This is a genomic window from Aeromonas oralensis, assembly GCF_049665575.1.
GTDB classification, from domain to species: domain Bacteria; phylum Pseudomonadota; class Gammaproteobacteria; order Enterobacterales; family Aeromonadaceae; genus Aeromonas; species Aeromonas hydrophila.
The window spans coordinates 3,222,335-3,239,530 of sequence record NZ_CP187186.1 but is presented as its reverse complement, the minus strand read 5'-3'; the positions used below and the strand labels follow the sequence as shown (position 1 = coordinate 3,239,530).

Genomic DNA, 17,196 nt, shown 5'->3' with positions numbered 1-17,196 from the left:
CATGACGATAAGGTTTGGGTAGCATCATGCAGAGGATCACGGGGCGCTGCGCCCTTCACTACGGGGTGACGCTGTCACTGTTTTGTTTTTATGGGCTGCAGGTCTGCCCGTTTCTGGAGAGCCTCACGCTGCCCCAGCTGCTGGGGCCCGTGCTGGTGACCTTCGCCATCATGTTTGTCCTGCGTGATCAACTGCTGCGCAAGGTGACGCTGTCCGGTCAGGGGCTGGAAGGCTTCGGGCTGGAGGTGGGCTTCTACCTGCTGGGGGCCTTGTTGCTCTCCGGCTACAACGGTATCCGGTATGATTTTCCGCTGGAAAGTCACCTCAAGATCCTGTTGGGGATGAGCACCCTGGGTTTTCTGGTGGCGGCGGATCTCTCGCTGCAGCGGGATTGGCAGCAGGCCAAGCTGCGAGAGCATCAGGCCTGCCTGGTGCTGAACCAGCCGCTGGCCATGCCGGTTTCCCGCAAATTCTCCCTGTTCACCTTCACCACACTGACTCTGCTTGGCGCTGTGTTCTTCCTGTTGTTCAACAAGGATCTGGAGTGGCTGGTCACAGTGGACAAGAGCCTGCCTCGGCTCGATGCCCAGCACTACATCCTGCTGGAGATCGCCTTCGTGATGGTGGTGACCTTCGGTTATCTCTGGCTCATCATTCGCGGCTATGGCCGTAACCTTACCTTGTCACTGATGCATCAGACTCGCGCCATGGCGCAGGTACAGTGTGGTGATCTGGAGGCGCGGGTGCCGGTGATCCGGGACGATGAGTTCGGCCTGATTGCCGCCGGCACCAACCAGATGATTGGTGAGCTGAAGGCGCGCCAGGACGAGCTCAACTTGACCCGGGACGTGGCCATCCTGGGGCTCGCCTCGCTGGCGGAGACCCGCGACAACGAGACCGGCGCCCACATCATCCGCACCCAGTACTATGTCAAGGTGCTGGCGGAGCAGTTGAGCCGCAGCGACTGGGAGCGCTATCCGCTGGACGACGCCACCATTGATCTGCTGTTCAAATCGGCGCCGCTGCACGACGTGGGCAAGGTGGGTATTCCCGATGCCATCCTGCTCAAACCGGGCAAGCTGACGGACGAGGAGTTCGCCATCATGAAGCGCCACCCGCAGATCGGTGCCGATGCGCTGGCGAGCGCCGAAGCCCAGCTCGGCTCCAACTCCTTCCTGCGGCTGGCGCGGGAGATCTCCCTGACTCACCACGAGAAGTGGGATGGTAGCGGCTATCCGGCCGGGTTGGCGGGGGAGGCGATCCCCTTGTCGGGGCGGCTGATGGCTCTGGCGGATGTCTACGACGCTCTCATCTCGAAACGGGTCTACAAGCCCGCCTTCAGCCATGAGCAGGCCAGGACCATCATAGTGGAGGGGCGTGGTCACCACTTCGATCCGGCCATCGTCGACGCCTTCCTTGCCTGCGAGGAGGAATTTCGCCAGATTGCCATCAGGCACAAGGATGACGACTGACAAAAAACCACCCGAACGGGTGGTTTTTTTATGGCTGGCTCACTGGGCCGGCTCGATGGCGAGCACCAGGCAACTGGGCTCGCTGATGCGAAAGCGTACGTTGCAGTCAAACAGCCTGACGCCGTACTCCTTGTCGTCCGGCTTGCCCTTCTTGTAGGCGGGGCGCGGATCCTGGGCCAGCACTTCGCTCACCAGCAGGCGCAGCTCGGGGTGGGTCTTGAGCCAGGGTTGCAGCTGTTGCTCCGCCTCGGGGCTGAAACTCACCGCCAGCGGTGGGGTGGGGGCATCGGGGGCGAACCCGCCGCGGGCATCCGGCAGGCTGTCGGCATACGGGATATAGGGCTTGATGTCGACGATGGGAGTGCCATCGAGCAGGTCCACCGCCCCCAGCTCGAGCCAGAGTTTGCCGCGCTCACGACCGACCCCGTGCAGCTCGACCACCGAGAGGCCGAGCGGGTTGGGGCGAAAGGTGGAGCGGGTGGCAAACACCCCGACCCGCTCGTTGCCGCCCAGGCGCGGCGGGCGCACCGTCGGGTGCCAGCCCTGCGCCATGGTCTGGTGAAACACGAAGCTGAGCCAGAGGTGGGAGAATTGCTCGATGCCGCGCAGTACGTCCGGCTGATCGTAGGGAGGCAGCAGCTCGAGGCGGGCGCGGGCCGATTTGACCAGACCAGGCTGGCGCGGGATGGCGAACTTCTCCTTGTAGGGAGAGCGGATGATACCCAGGGTGTCGATTTCGAACTTCATGGCGGATCCTGACTGAAAACCCCGGCAATGTAGCACAGCAGCCCTCAAAACGCAGGTTTGCCCGCCGGCCGGTGGCTGCCTGCTTGCCGTGATCCCGCTCCCATCCCGGCCGCTTCGGGGCTGTATCGCGCCGCCAAGTTGCGTAGGGTGGGCGCAGGATGAGTGAACGGCGCGTCCGCCAGCAGGGCGGATCGCTACAACCGGCGTGACCCCAGAACAGGAGCCGCGCCGCACAGGAGAGACTGGGATGAAACTGCTGATCATCGGCGGCACCGGATTTCTGGGGCGCCATCTCACGGCGCTTGCGCTGGACTGGGGCCACGAGGTGACCTTGTTCAATCGCGGCCGACGCCAGCACCCGGACTGGCGTGAGCTCACCCAACTGCAGGGGGACCGGGATCAGGACCTGACCCCGCTGCATCACTATCAGGGAAGCTGGGATCTGGCCATCGACACCTGCTGCTATCGCCCCGAACAGGCGGCGAGCCTCTCGGCAGCCCTGCTCGGGCGCTGCGAGCGGTTGATCTTCATCTCCACCATCAGCGTCTATCGCGACTTCGCCCTGCCCGGGCAGGACGAGTCGGCGCCGCTGCACGAGATTGCCGAGGGGGAGATGCCGGAAGATTACGGCCCCCTCAAGGTGCTGTGCGAGGCCACGTATCGTGCCCGTTGGGGCGAGCGGCTCTGCATCTTGCGCCCAGGCGTCTTGTGCGGCCTCCATGATCCCACCGGCGTGGCCTGGTGGGTGAAACGGGTGCAACAGGGCGGCCCCTGGCTGCTGCCGGGGCAGGGGGAAGACCGGCTGCAATATCTGGACGTGCGCGACTGCGCCGAGTTTGTGCTGCGGGCCGCCGAGCAGCAATTGAGCGGCACCTTCAATCTGGTCAAGCCCGGTATCGCACTGAACGACTGGGTGGATCGTCTGGCCGCCAGGCTGGCTCCTGCGACCCCGCTCGTGCCGGAGTGGGCGCCCTGGCCCGCGCTGCTGGCCGCCGGGGTGGAGCCCTGGCAGAGCTATCCGACCCTGTTGCCCAATGAGCAGCCCGAGTATGCCGGTTATGGTCGTATCAGCGCCGAGGCGGCCATTGTGCATGGCCTCAATTTTCGGCCGCTGGAGGAGACAGTGGCTGATGTGGCCGAGTGGCTGGCCGGCGCGCCGGACGCTGTGGTGGCCGCTGGCATCACGGCCGAGCAGGAGACGCGGTTGCGTCAGCTTGTCCGCTAGAGGCCGGCAAGTGCCGCAGCAAAGCAAAAGGGCATCGAGAGATGCCCTTTTCTGTCTGGTGTGAGCGCCGCTACTCAGCGCGCATGGCGGCGCCAGCGGCGGTCAGTTGCTCGCGCAGGATGGCGCGATGACAGCGGGACTCCTGCTCGCAGTAGCAGCCCACCGACAGGTTGGTGGTGTGGGAGAGGGCGGCCAGCAGCGCCAGATCGTGCCTGGCGGCGGGGGTCGCCAGCTCAGCCTTGTACTGTTTGCAGAAGGCGCTCCACTGGGCGGGCGTCTCGGCCCCCTGGCCCAGCTTCATGGTGTCGTTGCTGGGGGCGAGATTGGGGAACCAGACGTCGTACCAATCCTGGCTGGCAAACTCGGTTTTTGGCACGCCGCGGGGCGGGCGGCGCACGGTGCCGATCCGCAGTCCCTCGTCGGGTAGGCGGGGCGTGCCGAGGCGAACGATGGCCAGTGCCATGCAGGCTCCTTGCAGTTGACGCTTATTTCTCGGTGGCGACCTTCAGCGCCTGGCCGTAGCAGATCACCTGCTTCAGGCAGCCCGGGGTGTCGCTGAATTCGGCGCACTTGTCGAAGGTGACGCCGTTGCCGCCCATGTCGGCCACGCGGCGGCGGGCCAGAGTACGGGCCTCGCCAGCGTTGGGGATCGGCTGCTTGGCATCGCTCTGGCAGGACTCCCCTTCGACGGTGCCGAGGTAGAGGTAGTTGAGATCGGCCAGCTGGCCCTGCTCATAGATCTGAACGCTGCCCGGCTTGAAGTACTCGTCGAAGTTCTCTTTGTCCAGATTGCTGTTGAAGGCAAAGTCGGCGCAGCCGGAGGCAATCAGGGGCATCATCAGGATCAGGCGTTTCATCGTCTCGTATCTTGTGTCGGTGATGAGGACAGTAGCAAGGCGCAGGCGCTCCATGTCGGCATCTGGTGGAATAACGAAGAGGCCATTATAGGGGCCAGTCGACGGTATCGACCAGCCCCATTTTTAGCCGTATGGACGGGGTGTGAACAGGATCCGGCCGCGTGTTGCCTGTGCAACTTCACGCTGCCGGCAAAGATGACTGGCCTGGTGTCACGAGAGAGGGGCGCACCGGGCGCCCCTCTCTCGTTGGTCATCAGGCCGGCGCCAGCCGCTGATGCAGGCTGCGGTAGTAGTCGTCCGCCAGCAGCGTCTGATGTGGGGCGCAGAGGCGGATCTGCCCCTCTTCCATCAGGGCGATCCGGTCCATCTGCTCCAGCCCCAGCAAACGGTGGGAGATGAGCAGCAGGGTGCGATCTGCCCCCAACCGGAACAACAGTTCCATGATCTCCCGCTCGGTCTGGCTGTCGAGCCCCTCGGTCGGCTCATCCAGCAGCCAGAGCGGGGCGTCGTGCAGCAGGGCGCGGGCGATGCCGATGCGGCGGCGCTCGCCACCGGAGAGTGGCCGGCCGCCATCCCCCAGCCAGGCATCGAGCCCGCTGTCGCTGTGGCCGTTGTCATCTTCCAGCAGGTTGGCAAGGCCGACCTGGGTCAGCACCTGCACCAGCTGCTCGTCACTGGCATGGGGGGCGGCCAGCTTGAGGTTGCCGCGCAGGGTATCGGCAAACAGGTGCACCCGCTGGCTCACCACCGAGAGGGAGGCGCGCAGCGCCCCTTCGCTGTAGTCGGTGAGCGGCTTGCCATCGAGCAGGATCTTGCCGGCCTGCGGGTTCCATTCGCGGGTCAGCAGTCCCATCAGGGTGGACTTGCCGCAGCCGGTCTGGCCCAGCAGCGCCAGTTTTTCACCGGCCTGCAACTGCAGGGTACAGCCACGCAGCACCGGCTGCGGGTTGCCTGGGTAGCTGAAATAGAGGTCGCTTATCTGCAGCGCCCCCTGTGGCGCGTGGCGCTTTTCGTGGCCCCACTCGGGGGCCTTGGCCTCCTGCAGGATCTCGTTGAGGCGGCGGGCCGAGGTGAGGCTGGTGGAGAGGTGCTGGAAGGCGCCGGCCAGCGGCATCAGCGCCTCGAAACTGGCCAGGGTGGCGAACACCATCAGCGCCGTGATGGGATCCGGCGCGGCGCCTGCCACCCCGTGACCGGCCAGCCACAGCATCAGGGTGAGGGTCCAGCCACTCAGCAGTTGCACCGAGCAGTTGGCCAGCCCGCTCACCCGGGCCATGCGGGCCTGGGCCTGGATCAGCGCCTGTTCGGCCTGCTGCAGCTCGTCACGCGCCCGGGGGGCGGCGGCAAACATCTGCAGCTCGGCCTGACCGTCCAGATAGTCCACCAGACGGGTACGCAGGTTGGACTTCTCGGCGATCAGCTGGCGACCGGGCTGGCGGCCGAGGAAGTAGAACACCAGCGGCAGGGCCAGCATACCGAACAGCAGGATGGCGCCCAGTATCAGGGCCAGGTCGGCATCGAACAGCGAGAGGAAGAACACCAGGCCGGCGGTGCTGAGCAGGGCCGCGCCGATGGGGGTGACCAGCCGCAGGTAGACGTGGTCCATGGCGTCGATGTCGGCCACCAGCCGGTTGAGCAGGTCCGCCTGGCGAAAGCCTGCCAGGGCGCCAGTGGAGAGCGGCGAGAGCTTTTGCCAGAACCAGACCCGCAACCGGGTCAGCACCCGGAAGGTGGCATCGTGGCTCACCACCCGCTCACCCCAGCGGCCAGCGGTGCGGATGATGGAGAAGAAGCGTACCCCGCCAGCCGGCGTCATGTAGTTGAAGGTGTCGCGACTGGCGACCGCCATCCCCGCCACGGCGGCGGCGGAAAGGAACCAGCCGGAGAGCGACAGCAGTCCCATCCCGGCGACCAGGGTCACCAGGGCCAGCAGCAGGCCGAGGGAGAGGCTCAGCCAGTGCTGGCGATAGAGGCGCAGAAACGGCAAGAGATCAGTCATCGAGAGAACCCTCGTTACGTTGGGAGAGCAGGCGGGCGAACGGCCCCTGTGCGGTACTCAGTTGCTGGAAGCTGCCTTGCTCCACCAGCTTGCCACGCTCTAGTACCAGGATCTGGTCCATCTTGGTGAGCTGGTCGATGCGGTGAGTGATCATCAGCAGGGTCTGGCCTGCCGTGGCCTGTTCCAGCGTGGTCATGATGGCACGCTCGGAGTGGCGATCCAGGCTGGCGGTCGGTTCGTCCAGCACCATCAGCTGGGTGGACTTGAGCAGGGTACGGGCCAGGGCGAGGCGCTGGGCCTGGCCGACCGAGAGGCCACCGGCCTGATCCCCCACCGCATAATCGAGCCCCTTTTCCATGGTAAACTCCCACGCCTGAGCCCGTTTCAGGGCCTCCTCCAGTTCGCTGTCACTGGCGGATGGGTTGGCCAGCAGCAGGTTGTCGCGCAGCGAGGCGTGGAACAGCTGCGGGTTCTGGGAGAGCCAGCCCAGCTGGCGGCGCCACTGGCTCATGTCGAGGCTGGCCAGCTCCTGGCCGTTGACCTTGAGCTCGCCGCGATAGGGGGCAAAGCCGAGCAGGGCATTGACCAGCGAGCTCTTGCCGGCGCCGCTGATGCCGATGAGGGCAGTGCGCGAACCGGACGCCAGGGTGAAGTCGATGGGACCGACCAGCACCTTGCCCTCGGCGCTCAGCACTTCAAGGCCTTTGGCTTCTACCCTGATGGGGGCGTCGGCATGAAACGGCGCATGGCCTGAGGCGGGTTCCGTCACCTCGGCTTCGAGGAACTCCAGCAGCTGTTCGGCGGCGCCGATGGCCTGCGCCTTGGCGTGGTAGTGGGCACCCAGTTCCCGCAGCGGGGCATAGAACTCGGGGGCCAGAAACAGCACGAACAGGCCGGTAAACAAAGTGACTTTGCTGCCATAGTGGCCGAAGTTCAAGTGATCGATATAGGAGAAACCGAAGTAGACGGCCACCAGCGCCACCGAGAGGGCGGCGAAGAACTCCAGCACGGCGGTACTGAGGAAGGCAAGGCGCAGCACCTCCATGGTGCGTTCGCGAAAATCTTCCGACGCAGCGCGAATGGCATCCCCTTCCGCCTGGGTGCGCATGAAGAGCTGCAGGGTGCGCAGCCCCTTCAGGCGATCGAGGAAGTGGCCGGAGAGACGGGCCAGCGCCTGGAAGTTGCGGCGGTTGGCATCGGCGGCGCCGACCCCCACCAGGATCATGAAGAGGGGAATAAGCGGCGCCGTGCCCAGCAGGATCAGGCCAGCAGCCCAGTTGACCGGGAACACGGCCACCAGGATCACCACCGGAATGAACACGGCAATCGCCATCTGCGGCAGGTAGCGGGAGAAGAAATCTTGCATGTTTTCAATCTGCTCCAGCAGCAGGCTGGCCCAGCTGCCGGCCGGTCGACGCTGGATGTAGGCCGGTCCCAAGCGGCCGAGGCGGGTGAGCACCAGCTCGCGGATGGCCTGGCGCACCGCGCTGCCGGCCTTGAAGCTGGCGACTTCACGGCCATAGGCCAGCACCGCCTTGCCGAGGGTGACCAGCAGCAGGACGATGAAGAGGGGAATGGATTGCGCCGGCGTGGTGCCTTCGATGATGAAACCGTGCAGCAGGGTGGCCAGCAGCCAGGCCTGCGTCACCATCAGGATGCCCTGACCCAGGCCAAAGCCGATGGAGAGGCCGATCCAGCGCCGGCCGTGGCTCGATTGATTGCGCAACCAGCCATAGAGTCGTTTTTGCGTTTTTTTATCCATTACCACCATCCTCGCGTCGAGTGGCGCAAGACTATCCTCGCCCCCCAGGCTTGGCAACCTTGTAAATTCCGGCTTGTGAAAACGGTTGAGTGAAAAAGCGGCTCGCTGCTCATTAGTTGGTCGAACAGATTGATTTACGGTAAAAAATCGTATCGAGGTGATTGCGCTCGGCGGCAAAATGCATATAGTAGAGGCCCTGACGCGGGTGTAGTTCAATGGTAGAACGGTAGCTTCCCAAGCTGCATACGTGGGTTCGATTCCCATCACCCGCTCCAAATTCCAGATAATGGTCAAGGCCGTTGTCACCTCAGCCGAAACGGCTGTCTGTCGTGGGGTTTCCCCATCACACCAAGCAAGTTTTTGATGCCAGGCGGGCATCGTATAATGGCTATTACCTCAGCCTTCCAAGCTGATGATGCGGGTTCGATTCCCGCTGCCCGCTCCAGCGTTCATGCAAAAAGCCCACTCCTGCGAGTGGGCTTTTTGTTGTCTGTTTTTTGATGCCGGCGATAGTGCCAGCTTGACCAAGCTGGATGGTGCAGAAATGGAAAAGGCGCCATCGGCGCCTTTTCAACTCGGGGGAGGGAGGATTACTCCTGCTCCAGCTCGCCGCAGAAGCGATAGCCTTCGCCGTGGATGGTGGCGATGATCTCCGGAGTGTCGTTGACGCTCTCGAAGTGCTTGCGGATACGGCGGATGGTGACATCCACGGTACGGTCGTGGGGCTTGAGCTCACGGCCGGTCATCTTCTTGAGCAGCTCGGCGCGGGTCTGGATCTGGCCAGGATTTTCGCAGAAGTGCAGCATGGCGCGGAACTCGGAGCGCGGCAGCTTGAACATGTCGCCAGCCGGGCTGACCAGGGCGCGGCTGTTGATGTCCAGCGCCCAGCCGTTGAACAGGTAACGCTCCACCAGCTTCTTCTCTTCGCCACCGGCGGCCACGTTCATGGTACGGCTCAGCAGGTTGCGGGCACGGATGGTCAGCTCACGGGGGTTGAACGGCTTGGTGATGTAATCGTCGGCACCGATCTCCAGACCCAGGATCTTGTCCACTTCGTTGTCACGACCGGTCAGGAACATCAGGGCGATGTTGTCGTCCTCACGCAGCTCGCGTGCCAGCAGCAGGCCATTCTTGCCCGGCAGGTTGATGTCCATGATCACCAGATTGATGGTGTGGGAAGTCAGAGCCTGATGCATCTCGTCGCCATTGTTGGCTTCGAGCACGATATAGCCCTCTGCCTCGAAGATGCTTTTCAGGGTATTGCGAGTGACCAGTTCGTCTTCGACGATCAGAATGTGTGGTGTTTGCATGAGTATTCCCAGATTCTTATCAGTTAGTTATCTAAATTTTAACACTCTTTGGCGTTACCCGACCGGTCCTGAAAATTTATTACGTCATCCTGGGTATGAATGTCAGGTCGGATTATCGCGAATTTGGCATCAGCGTTGGCAAACATCCCTGTGCCACACATAGGCTCTCAATAAGTCTGATCGAGAGAAGCCTGGAAAGGTAGTCCATTACAAAAGTGGCTGCATTTTATCAGTTAACAGGCGCATAACAACACTCTTTGCCGTCAGATAGCAACTTTTTAACTCTGGTTTGATATAGGTCAAACCCTGAGTTCACAGCATGATACTTGGGGTTGCCCCCATTTTCGCCCCTATAAAATGTAATGGAATGTAACATGTGGTTGACATGAATTTGTGGGAAAACTACAGAAAAATCTGCTTTATTGCACCCTTTTCGGCGCCGAAATGGCCTGCCTACGCCATTGTGACGGCCTGGAATCCTGCCAGTCGCCAGCTGGGAATGCGTCGCAATACCCGCCATCAGCGGGCCCTGTGGCGGGCCATTGCAGCGGTTCCTCGCTGGCAGGTGATGGGGCCTTGCCGGGGCAGTTCGCTGGATGAAAGTTGGCAGGAGTCATCGCTGCTGCTGGCCTCCACGCGCAGCGAGGCTATCCAACTGGCAGCCCGCTTTGGCCAGAATGCCATCTACTGGGTGGAACAGGGGGAACTGTGGCTGCTGCCGGTGTTGCTGGCGGGAGAGCCACACCATCTGGGCAGAATTGAATCCCACTGGATTGTCAGGGGCTCTGCTTGATGAAAGAATGAGCGAATTCATGTCCATGGAAGGAGACTTATGATGCTGGATCTACTGCCCGATCTCTGTGACGAGTACGGCGATGCCCTGCAGGTGGCGGAGCCGCTGTTTCAAAATTTTGGTGGCAAGGCGCTGTTCCACGGCCAGGCAGTCACTCTCTCTTGTTACGAGGACAACAGCCTGGTGCGGGAGCTGGTCAACCGACCCGGGCAGGGGCGGGTGATGGTGATCGATGGCGGTGGTTCCCTGCGCCGTGCCCTGCTCGGCGATCAGCTGGCGATCAAGGCGGCGGAGCAGGGCTGGGAAGGCATCGTGATCTACGGCGCCGTGCGCGACGTGGGCACGCTGGCAACACTGGCGCTGGGGGTCAAGGCATTGGCGCCGTGTCCGGTCAAAACCGAGAAGCGAGGGCTGGGTGAGCTGGATGCGGTGGTGTCGTTTGCCGGGGTGACCATACATCCGGGTGACTACGTCTACGCCGATCTCAACGGCGTGCTGGTGAGCGCCACCCGGCTGATCTGACCCAGCTAGAAGTTGAAGCCGACCCCGACGCTGAGGGATTGTTCGGTGCTAAAGGCGCTGACGCCGTAGTTGGCGGTGATGGCCAGTTGCGGGGTCAGCAGCAGGCTGGTGTTGAGCTCCAGCAGGGTGCTGGGTTTGTTCACTTCCAGCTGTTTGATCTGGCTGCCGATGTTGAGCATGGGGGAGAGCTGATAGCGCACTCCCGAGCTCAGGTTGTAGCCTGATTGCTCGCTGCTGGGGCCGATGGCCGGGCCTGCTTCCATGTAGAGGCTGACGCCATCGTTCAGCGGATACTGATAGCCGGTATTGATGAGCCAGAGATCGAAACTGTCGTTGTGATGAGCCTGATTGTCGAGCAGCACGCCGGAGTAACTCTTGACGTAGAGCTGGCTGTTGGCGTCGTTCTTGAGGAAATCCCAGTCGGCGGCCTGGGCGGTAAGGCTGAGGCATGAGACGAGTGCGATGACGGATGATTTGACCATTCTTTTCCCCTCCCTGGGTCCGGAACAGGAATACAAGCATGGCACATGCCAGCTGGTAGTAAAGGGAACCCCGATCACAATAAAACAGTTTTGATTTGCTCCGCTCTCATGATACACAGGCCCCGATCACCATGTTTCTTCCCCTATTTTGCTGATATCAAGAGGTGAACCCATGAACAAAAAACTGACTCTGCTGGCCGTACTGGCCCTGGGAGGCTGCGCCATGGCAACTGGTTCCAAGCTGACTCAACTGCAAGCTTCCACCTGGCAACTGCAAGGGGCGAGCGGCGACACCTTCACCCTGCAAGTCGCCGGTGACAAGGTGGCGGGCAAGGGCGGCTGCAACCGCTATTTCGGTGCCATCACCCAGCAGGGTGACGGTGTGCTGGCGCTGGGCCCCATGGGTTCGACCCGCATGATGTGCATGGGCGATCTGGCCGGCAAGGAGATGCTCTATCTGCAAAAGCTGGAGAAAGTGGCGAGCTTCCAGATCAGTGGTCAGCAGCTGGTATTGAGCGACGCCAACAAGGCGGCGCTGCTCACCTTCGACGCCATGCCTGCCGCCAAGTAACTGACGGTTTTGTCAGGGGCTGTCGTAGCGCGAGCTGATGGCCCAACGCAAAAGGGACGCCTCGGCGTCCCTTTTGCTATTTGCACTCCCTTTTGCAACTGGGCTCCCGGATAGGCTAGCCCCCCCGCTGAAACTTGAAGCGCTTCTTGCGCCGATAGGGATAGACATCCTCGAATACCCCCTCCTTGATGTTGCTCTGCAGCATCTTCCAGTAGTTGGCGTCGAACATCTCCTTGTGCAGTTGCAGCATGATCTCGCGCACCTGCGGCTTTTGCAGCAGGAAGGTGGCGAACTCCTCGGGGAAGATGTCGTTGGGGGCCACCGAGTACCAGGGCTCGGCGCTCCACTCATCCTCGGGGTAGCGGGGCGGCGGGATCTGGCGGAAGTTGCACTCCGTCATGTAGCAGATCTCGTCGTAGTCGTAGAACACCACCCGGCCGTGACGGGTGACCCCGAAGTTCTTGAACAGCATGTCGCCCGGAAAGATGTTGGCCGCCGCCAGCTGCTTGATGGCGTTGCCGTACTCCTCCAGCGCGAGCCGGGTCTGCTGCTCATCTGCCTTGTCCAGATAGAGGTTGAGCGGGATCATCTTGCGTTCGGTATAGAGGTGCTTGATCACCAGCTTGTCGTCGGTGAGGGTCAGCGCAGACGGGGCCACCGTCTTGAGCTCGGCCAGCAGCTCCGGCGAGATGCGATCGAGGGGAAACTCGAAGTTGGTGAACTCCTGGGTATCGGCCATGCGGCCAACCCGGTCGTGCTGTTTAACCAACCGGTACTTCGCCTTCACCTGCTCGTGGCTCACGTCCTTGGGGGGCGTGAACTCGTCTTTGATCACCTTGAACACCACGTCATAGGAGGGGAGAGTAAACACGCTCATCACCATCCCCTTGATGCCCGGCGCGATGACGAACTGCTCCCGGCTCTGGGCCAGGTGCTGCTGATAGTGGCGATAGAGCTCTGTCTTGCCGTGCTTCTGGCAACCGATGGCGTTGTAGATCTCATAGTCCGGCTTGTGGGGCATGATCTGGCGCAGAAACAGCACGAACAGCGCCGGCACGGGGGCATAAACCATGAAGTAGGCGCGGGCGAAGCCGAACACGATGGAGGCGAGCTCAGGCTCGAAGATGACGGTATCCACATAGATGCTCTGGCCGGTACTGAGCAGCGGCAGGATGAAGGGAAACACCTGCCCCTTGACCCGGATCAGCCCCACCAGATAGGCCCCCTTGTTGCGGTAGAACACCTCCTTGAGCAGCTCGATGGCGAACGGTTCATCGTGCAGGATGGCCGGCCCGTTCTCGGCAAGATGGCGCTGGATGTCGACAATATCCCGCTGTTTGTCCTCATAGGGCAGGGTGAAGCTGTAATCCCCCAGCAGCTGGCTCAGGGTCTGCGGCAGGTGGGCAAGATCGGTGCGATAGATGCGCAGCAGGGCGCTCAGGTCGGGGTGTTCTCCCCGGCTGCGAAATGGATGGATATAGAGGTTCTCGTCGCGGATGTTGCGATGGCGGAAGATGCGGCGATAGACGGAGTTGAAGAAGGACTCCGCCACCTCGAAGTTTTCGCACTTGGGCAGCAGATCGCTGAACGCCCCCTTCACCTGCTTGAGCAGTGCCTGGCTTGGCAGGGTCGCCCCCATCATCTGCTTGATCAGCGCCGTGGTGGCGCCGACGTGGTGATCGTAGAGGCGAATGCGCTCGCGCCCGGCGAGCTGCACCCCCAGCCAGTCGCTGTTCTCGAAGCGACTCTTGCTGCCCTGGGTTATCTCGAGAAACCGGCTGTAAAACGACTCGAAGCGTTGCAGAATCGTCTCGGCGACGGCCTGTTCCAATGGCTGCTGCATCTCTCTCTTCCTTGTGATCTGTCGGGCCGATGGCGCCTGGGATTGGCTGCAATTTGTTCACATTCCCGGCCACTATGGCAACATTCAAACGTCTGTTCAAGTGGCAATTTTCGGGTGAAAACGGTAGATTGCGCCCCTGTTTTGCCGATGATCCGCTGTTGTTTGCGCGTTCGGCCCTGCCCAGGAGAAAACCCGATGAAACTCTATTTTGTGCTGGTGGCCCCCGCCCGCCCGGCCAACGTGGGCGCTGCCGCCCGCGCCATGAAAACCATGGGCTTTGATGCCATGCGACTGGTGGCAAGCCGGGTGCACGAAGAGGAGGAGGCGAGCTGGGTGGCCCACGGTGCGCAGGAGGTCCTGACCCAGGCCGAGGCGTTCGACACCCTGGAAGAGGCGCTGGCCGACATGGATCTGGTGGTAGCCACCACCGCCCGCCAGCGCGGTCGTTATCAGCACTACCTCACGCCGGCCGAGATCCGCGACCAGATCAAGGCCAAGCCGTCGCTGGACAAGGTCGCCATCGTGTTTGGCTGCGAGGAGTCTGGGCTCTCCAACGAGCAGCTGGCCCAGGTCGACCTCATCAGCTATCTGCCGCTCAAGGTGAGCTACCCGTCCTTGAATCTGGGGCAGGCGATCATGCTGTACGCCTACGAGCTGAGCCAGTTACTCGATGAACCCGAGGTGCTAGCAGAAAATGTTGATAACACCGGACAGGTTCGGGTGCTGAAAAGCAAAACAGCAGAAATTCTCGGTGAAATTGGGGTTTCTCAGGATGAAAAACTGCATCAGTGGGTGATGGACCGAGTGCCCATGCTGCCGCAGCGGGATTTGAATATGCTCCACCTGCTCTGCAAAGACCTTGCCCGCAAACTTGGCAAAGAGGTTTAGGTTGACAGCTCTGCGCCCGGCGCGGTATTGCTAAAAGCCAGCTTCGTTCAAGAGTGTTCGTCATGCGGTTATTCACCAACGTCATCACCACCACCATTATTACCGGTACCACCACAGGTGGCACTGGGGCCGGTTGATGCGCTGACGAACAAGCACAGAAATCAGAAAAGGCCCGTACCCACCCAGTACGGGCCTTTTTGTTGGATGATTTTCAGAACCATTTTCGGGCAAATTTGCAAAGATCACAGGGAGAGAAAGCGATGAGAGTGTTGAAGTTTGGCGGGTCGTCACTGGCCGATGCAGAGCGTTTTTTACGGGTCGCCGATATCGCGGTGAATACCCACGGCCAATCCCAGGTTGCCCTGGTGCTGTCGGCACCGGCCAAGGTGACCAACCACCTGGTGGCACTGGTAGAGCAGACCAGCCGCGGCATGGATGCCAGCAGCACATTGTTCGAGATCAACGGCATCTTCTCCCGCCTGCTGGCCGGCTTGAAGGCAGCCTATCCGGCGTTGGATGACAAGGCGCTGCAGGCTCGCTTGACCAGCGAACTGGATCAGGTGGAGCGGCTGATGCAAGGCATCCGCCTGCTGGGGCTCTGCCCGGACAATGTGCAGGCGCGCATTCTGAGCCGGGGCGAGAACCTCTCCATCGCCTTCATGCACGAGCTGTTGCGTGTGCGCGGCCTTGAGCTGGACATCATAGTGCCGGAGCAGCTGCTGGTGACCGACGGCGGCTATCTTGAGGCTCACGTCGACATCGAAGCCTCCCGCCTGCGCTTCGCCGCCAAGGGCCTGCGTTCCGACTGTCTCTACCTGATGCCGGGCTTCACTGGTGGCAGCGACAAGGGGGAGACAGTGCTGCTGGGCCGTAACGGGTCGGATTACTCCGCCGCCGTGCTGGCCGCCTGTGTCGACGCCGAGTGTTGCGAGATCTGGACCGACGTCGAGGGCTGCTACAACTGTGACCCGCGCCTGGTGCCGGACGCCTATCTGCTGAAGACCCTCTCCTACAAGGAGGCGATGGAGCTCTCCTACTTCGGTGCCAAGGTACTGCACCCGAAAACCATCGCGCCGGTGGCCCAGTTCCACATTCCCTGCCTCATCAAGAACAGTTTCAACCCGCAAGGGCCGGGCACCCTTATCGGCGTCGAGCAGGGGGATGATGACCTGAAGGTGAAGGCCATTTCGGATCTCTCCGGCATGTGCATGTTCAACGTCTCCGGCCCCGGCATGAAGGGCATGGTGGGCATGGCCGGCCGCATCTTCTCCGCCGTTTCCCGCGCCGGGGTCAGCATCGTCCTCATCACCCAGTCATCCTCCGAGTACAGTGTCAGCTTCTGTATCCACAGCTATGACTGCGACAAGACCCGCAAGGTGCTGGAGCGCGAATTCGAGCTCGAATTCAAGAACCAGCTGCTGGATCCGCTGGAGATCATGCAGGATCTGGCGATCATCTCCCTCATCGGTGACGGCATGCGCACCTCCAAGGGGATGGCGGCACGCTTCTTCACCTCGCTGGCACAAGCCTCCATCAACATCGTCGCCATCGCCCAGGGTTCGAGCGAGCGCTCCATCTCGGCGGTAGTGCGGGATCGCAAAGTGGCGGAAGCCATCAAGGCCTGCCACCAGAACTTCTTCGGCAGCCAGCAGTTCATCGACTTGTTCGTGGTCGGCGTTGGCGGTGTCGGCGCGGCGCTGGTGGATCAGATTGCCCGCCAGCAGCCGGTATTGGCCGAGCAGGGCACCGGCCTGCGGGTGGTGGGCATCGCCAACAGCCGCCAGATGGCGGTCAACAAGGATGGGCTGAACCTCGCCAACTGGCGTGAACAGCTGGTGGAAGCCCGTGACAGCTTCAGCCTGGAAGCGGTGCAAAAGCTGGTGGAAGAGAGCCACCTCATCAACCCCGTGATCGTCGATTGCACCTCCTCCGAGGCCATCGCCGTCCAGTATGCCGACTTCCTGGCCGCCGGTTTCCACGTGGTCACCCCGAACAAGAAGGCCAACACAGGGTCGCTCGATTACTACAAGGCGCTGCGCCGCACCGCTCGTCAGACCCGTCGCAAGTTCCTGTACGAGACCAACGTGGGCGCCGGCCTGCCGGTCATCGAGAACCTGCAGAACCTGATCAAGGCTGGTGACAAGCTGCGCGCCTTCGACGGCGTGCTGTCCGGTTCGCTCTCCTTTATCTTCGGCAAGCTGGATGAGGGGATGGCTTTCTCCGATGCCACCAAGATTGCCCGCAGCAACGGCTTTACCGAGCCGGATCCGCGCGACGATCTCAACGGCATGGACGTGGCCCGCAAGCTGCTCATTTTGGCCCGCGAAGCCGGCATGGCGCTGGAGCTCTCCGATGTCGAGGTTGAGCAGGCCCTGCCGCCCGGCTTTGATGTGAGCGGCGACGTGGAAGCCTTTATGGCCCGCCTGCCGGAGGCTGACGGCTGGTTCCGCGACCAGTTTGCGGCTGCGCAAGCTCAGGGCAAGGTGCTGCGCTACGTGGGTTCCATCGAGGGTGGCAAGTGCAAGGTCGCCATCAAGGCGGTCGGCGCCGACGAGCCGCTGTTCAAGGTCAAAGACGGGGAGAATGCGCTCGCCTTCTTCTCTACCTACTACCAGCCGATCCCGCTGGTGCTGCGCGGCTATGGCGCCGGCACCGAAGTGACTGCCGCGGGCGTCTTTGCCGACGTGCTGCGCACCCAGAACTGGAAGCAGGAGTTGTAAGCATG

General features: G+C 62.1%; 15 protein-coding genes and 2 tRNA genes. 9 read left to right on the top strand and 8 right to left on the bottom strand.

Annotated elements, in window-relative coordinates:
• Nucleotides 1-26: 26 nt before the first annotated feature.
• Nucleotides 27-1,472, top strand: a complete 1,446-nt coding sequence (locus ACPDZI_RS14980; protein ID WP_438833397.1) for an HD domain-containing phosphohydrolase — start codon at nt 27-29, stop codon at nt 1,470-1,472.
• A 39-nt stretch (nt 1,473-1,511) separates the two neighbouring features.
• Here ACPDZI_RS14980 and tsaA read toward each other — a convergent pair whose 3' ends face one another.
• Complete coding sequence (gene tsaA / locus ACPDZI_RS14975; protein WP_206818451.1) at nt 1,512-2,219, bottom strand: tRNA (N6-threonylcarbamoyladenosine(37)-N6)-methyltransferase TrmO; 708 nt, start codon at nt 2,217-2,219, stop codon at nt 1,512-1,514.
• Between the two features lie 247 nt (nt 2,220-2,466).
• Here tsaA and ACPDZI_RS14970 point away from each other — a divergent pair, with 247 nt between their 5' ends.
• The gene (locus ACPDZI_RS14970; protein ID WP_438833396.1) at nt 2,467-3,444 is read left to right on the top strand and encodes an NAD-dependent epimerase/dehydratase family protein; all 978 of its coding nucleotides are present in this window, start codon (nt 2,467-2,469) and stop codon (nt 3,442-3,444) included.
• Nucleotides 3,445-3,514: 70 nt separating this feature from the next.
• Here the strand turns inward: ACPDZI_RS14970 and ACPDZI_RS14965 are convergent, their stop codons facing one another.
• The 4 genes from ACPDZI_RS14965 to cydD all read right to left on the bottom strand — a co-directional run bounded on the left by ACPDZI_RS14965 (nt 3,515) and on the right by cydD (nt 8,062).
• Nucleotides 3,515-3,907 carry a DUF488 domain-containing protein gene (locus tag ACPDZI_RS14965; protein ID WP_101150202.1) on the bottom strand — a complete coding sequence of 131 codons (393 nt, stop codon included), beginning with the start codon at nt 3,905-3,907 and terminating at the stop codon, nt 3,515-3,517.
• Nucleotides 3,908-3,929: 22 nt separating this feature from the next.
• Complete coding sequence (gene rcsF, locus ACPDZI_RS14960) at nt 3,930-4,301, bottom strand: Rcs stress response system protein RcsF (protein WP_010633326.1); 372 nt, start codon at nt 4,299-4,301, stop codon at nt 3,930-3,932.
• A 253-nt stretch (nt 4,302-4,554) separates the two neighbouring features.
• Nucleotides 4,555-6,300 (bottom strand): heme ABC transporter ATP-binding protein/permease CydC, encoded by a 1,746-nt coding sequence (cydC, locus tag ACPDZI_RS14955; protein ID WP_438833395.1) that lies wholly within the window; start codon nt 6,298-6,300, stop codon nt 4,555-4,557.
• Nucleotides 6,293-8,062: a heme ABC transporter permease/ATP-binding protein CydD gene (gene cydD, locus ACPDZI_RS14950; RefSeq protein ID WP_438833394.1), complete on the bottom strand. Its 1,770-nt coding sequence runs from the start codon at nt 8,060-8,062 to the stop codon at nt 6,293-6,295. The genes cydC and cydD overlap by 8 nt, the downstream gene beginning before the upstream one ends.
• A gap of 201 nt (nt 8,063-8,263) precedes the next feature.
• Between cydD and ACPDZI_RS14945 the strand changes: the two genes are divergently transcribed.
• Both ACPDZI_RS14945 and ACPDZI_RS14940 read left to right on the top strand, forming a co-directional pair.
• A tRNA-Gly gene (locus ACPDZI_RS14945) sits at nt 8,264-8,337 on the top strand.
• A gap of 95 nt (nt 8,338-8,432) precedes the next feature.
• Nucleotides 8,433-8,507, top strand: a tRNA-Gly gene (locus ACPDZI_RS14940).
• A gap of 145 nt (nt 8,508-8,652) precedes the next feature.
• Here ACPDZI_RS14940 and arcA read toward each other — a convergent pair.
• Nucleotides 8,653-9,372: a two-component system response regulator ArcA gene (arcA, locus tag ACPDZI_RS14935; protein ID WP_011706824.1), complete on the bottom strand. Its 720-nt coding sequence runs from the start codon at nt 9,370-9,372 to the stop codon at nt 8,653-8,655.
• 376 nt (nt 9,373-9,748) lie between these two features.
• Between arcA and ACPDZI_RS14930 the strand changes: the two genes are divergently transcribed.
• Nucleotides 9,749-10,165, top strand: a complete 417-nt coding sequence (locus tag ACPDZI_RS14930; RefSeq protein WP_323945246.1) for a DUF3293 domain-containing protein — start codon at nt 9,749-9,751, stop codon at nt 10,163-10,165.
• Nucleotides 10,166-10,207: 42 nt separating this feature from the next.
• Nucleotides 10,208-10,687: a putative 4-hydroxy-4-methyl-2-oxoglutarate aldolase gene (locus ACPDZI_RS14925; RefSeq protein ID WP_010633331.1), complete on the top strand. Its 480-nt coding sequence runs from the start codon at nt 10,208-10,210 to the stop codon at nt 10,685-10,687.
• 5 nt (nt 10,688-10,692) lie between these two features.
• Here the strand turns inward: ACPDZI_RS14925 and ACPDZI_RS14920 are convergent, their stop codons facing one another.
• Complete coding sequence (locus ACPDZI_RS14920) at nt 10,693-11,169, bottom strand: hypothetical protein (protein ID WP_168966926.1); 477 nt, start codon at nt 11,167-11,169, stop codon at nt 10,693-10,695.
• Between the two features lie 172 nt (nt 11,170-11,341).
• On the opposite strand from ACPDZI_RS14920, the gene ACPDZI_RS14915 reads away from it, so the two are divergent.
• Nucleotides 11,342-11,740: an META domain-containing protein gene (locus tag ACPDZI_RS14915; protein WP_024943684.1), complete on the top strand. Its 399-nt coding sequence runs from the start codon at nt 11,342-11,344 to the stop codon at nt 11,738-11,740.
• A gap of 115 nt (nt 11,741-11,855) precedes the next feature.
• On the opposite strand, the gene aceK is transcribed toward ACPDZI_RS14915, so the two are convergent.
• Nucleotides 11,856-13,583 carry a bifunctional isocitrate dehydrogenase kinase/phosphatase gene (gene aceK, locus ACPDZI_RS14910; protein WP_438833393.1) on the bottom strand — a complete coding sequence of 576 codons (1,728 nt, stop codon included), beginning with the start codon at nt 13,581-13,583 and terminating at the stop codon, nt 11,856-11,858.
• Between the two features lie 195 nt (nt 13,584-13,778).
• On the opposite strand from aceK, the gene ACPDZI_RS14905 reads away from it, so the two are divergent.
• Together ACPDZI_RS14905 and thrA are read left to right on the top strand one after the other, a co-directional pair.
• Entirely contained in the window at nt 13,779-14,471 is a 693-nt protein-coding gene (locus tag ACPDZI_RS14905; protein ID WP_101150207.1) for a tRNA/rRNA methyltransferase, read from the top strand.
• Nucleotides 14,472-14,731: 260 nt separating this feature from the next.
• Complete coding sequence (gene thrA / locus ACPDZI_RS14900; protein ID WP_016351497.1) at nt 14,732-17,191, top strand: bifunctional aspartate kinase/homoserine dehydrogenase I; 2,460 nt, start codon at nt 14,732-14,734, stop codon at nt 17,189-17,191.
• Nucleotides 17,192-17,196 lie beyond the last annotated feature (5 nt).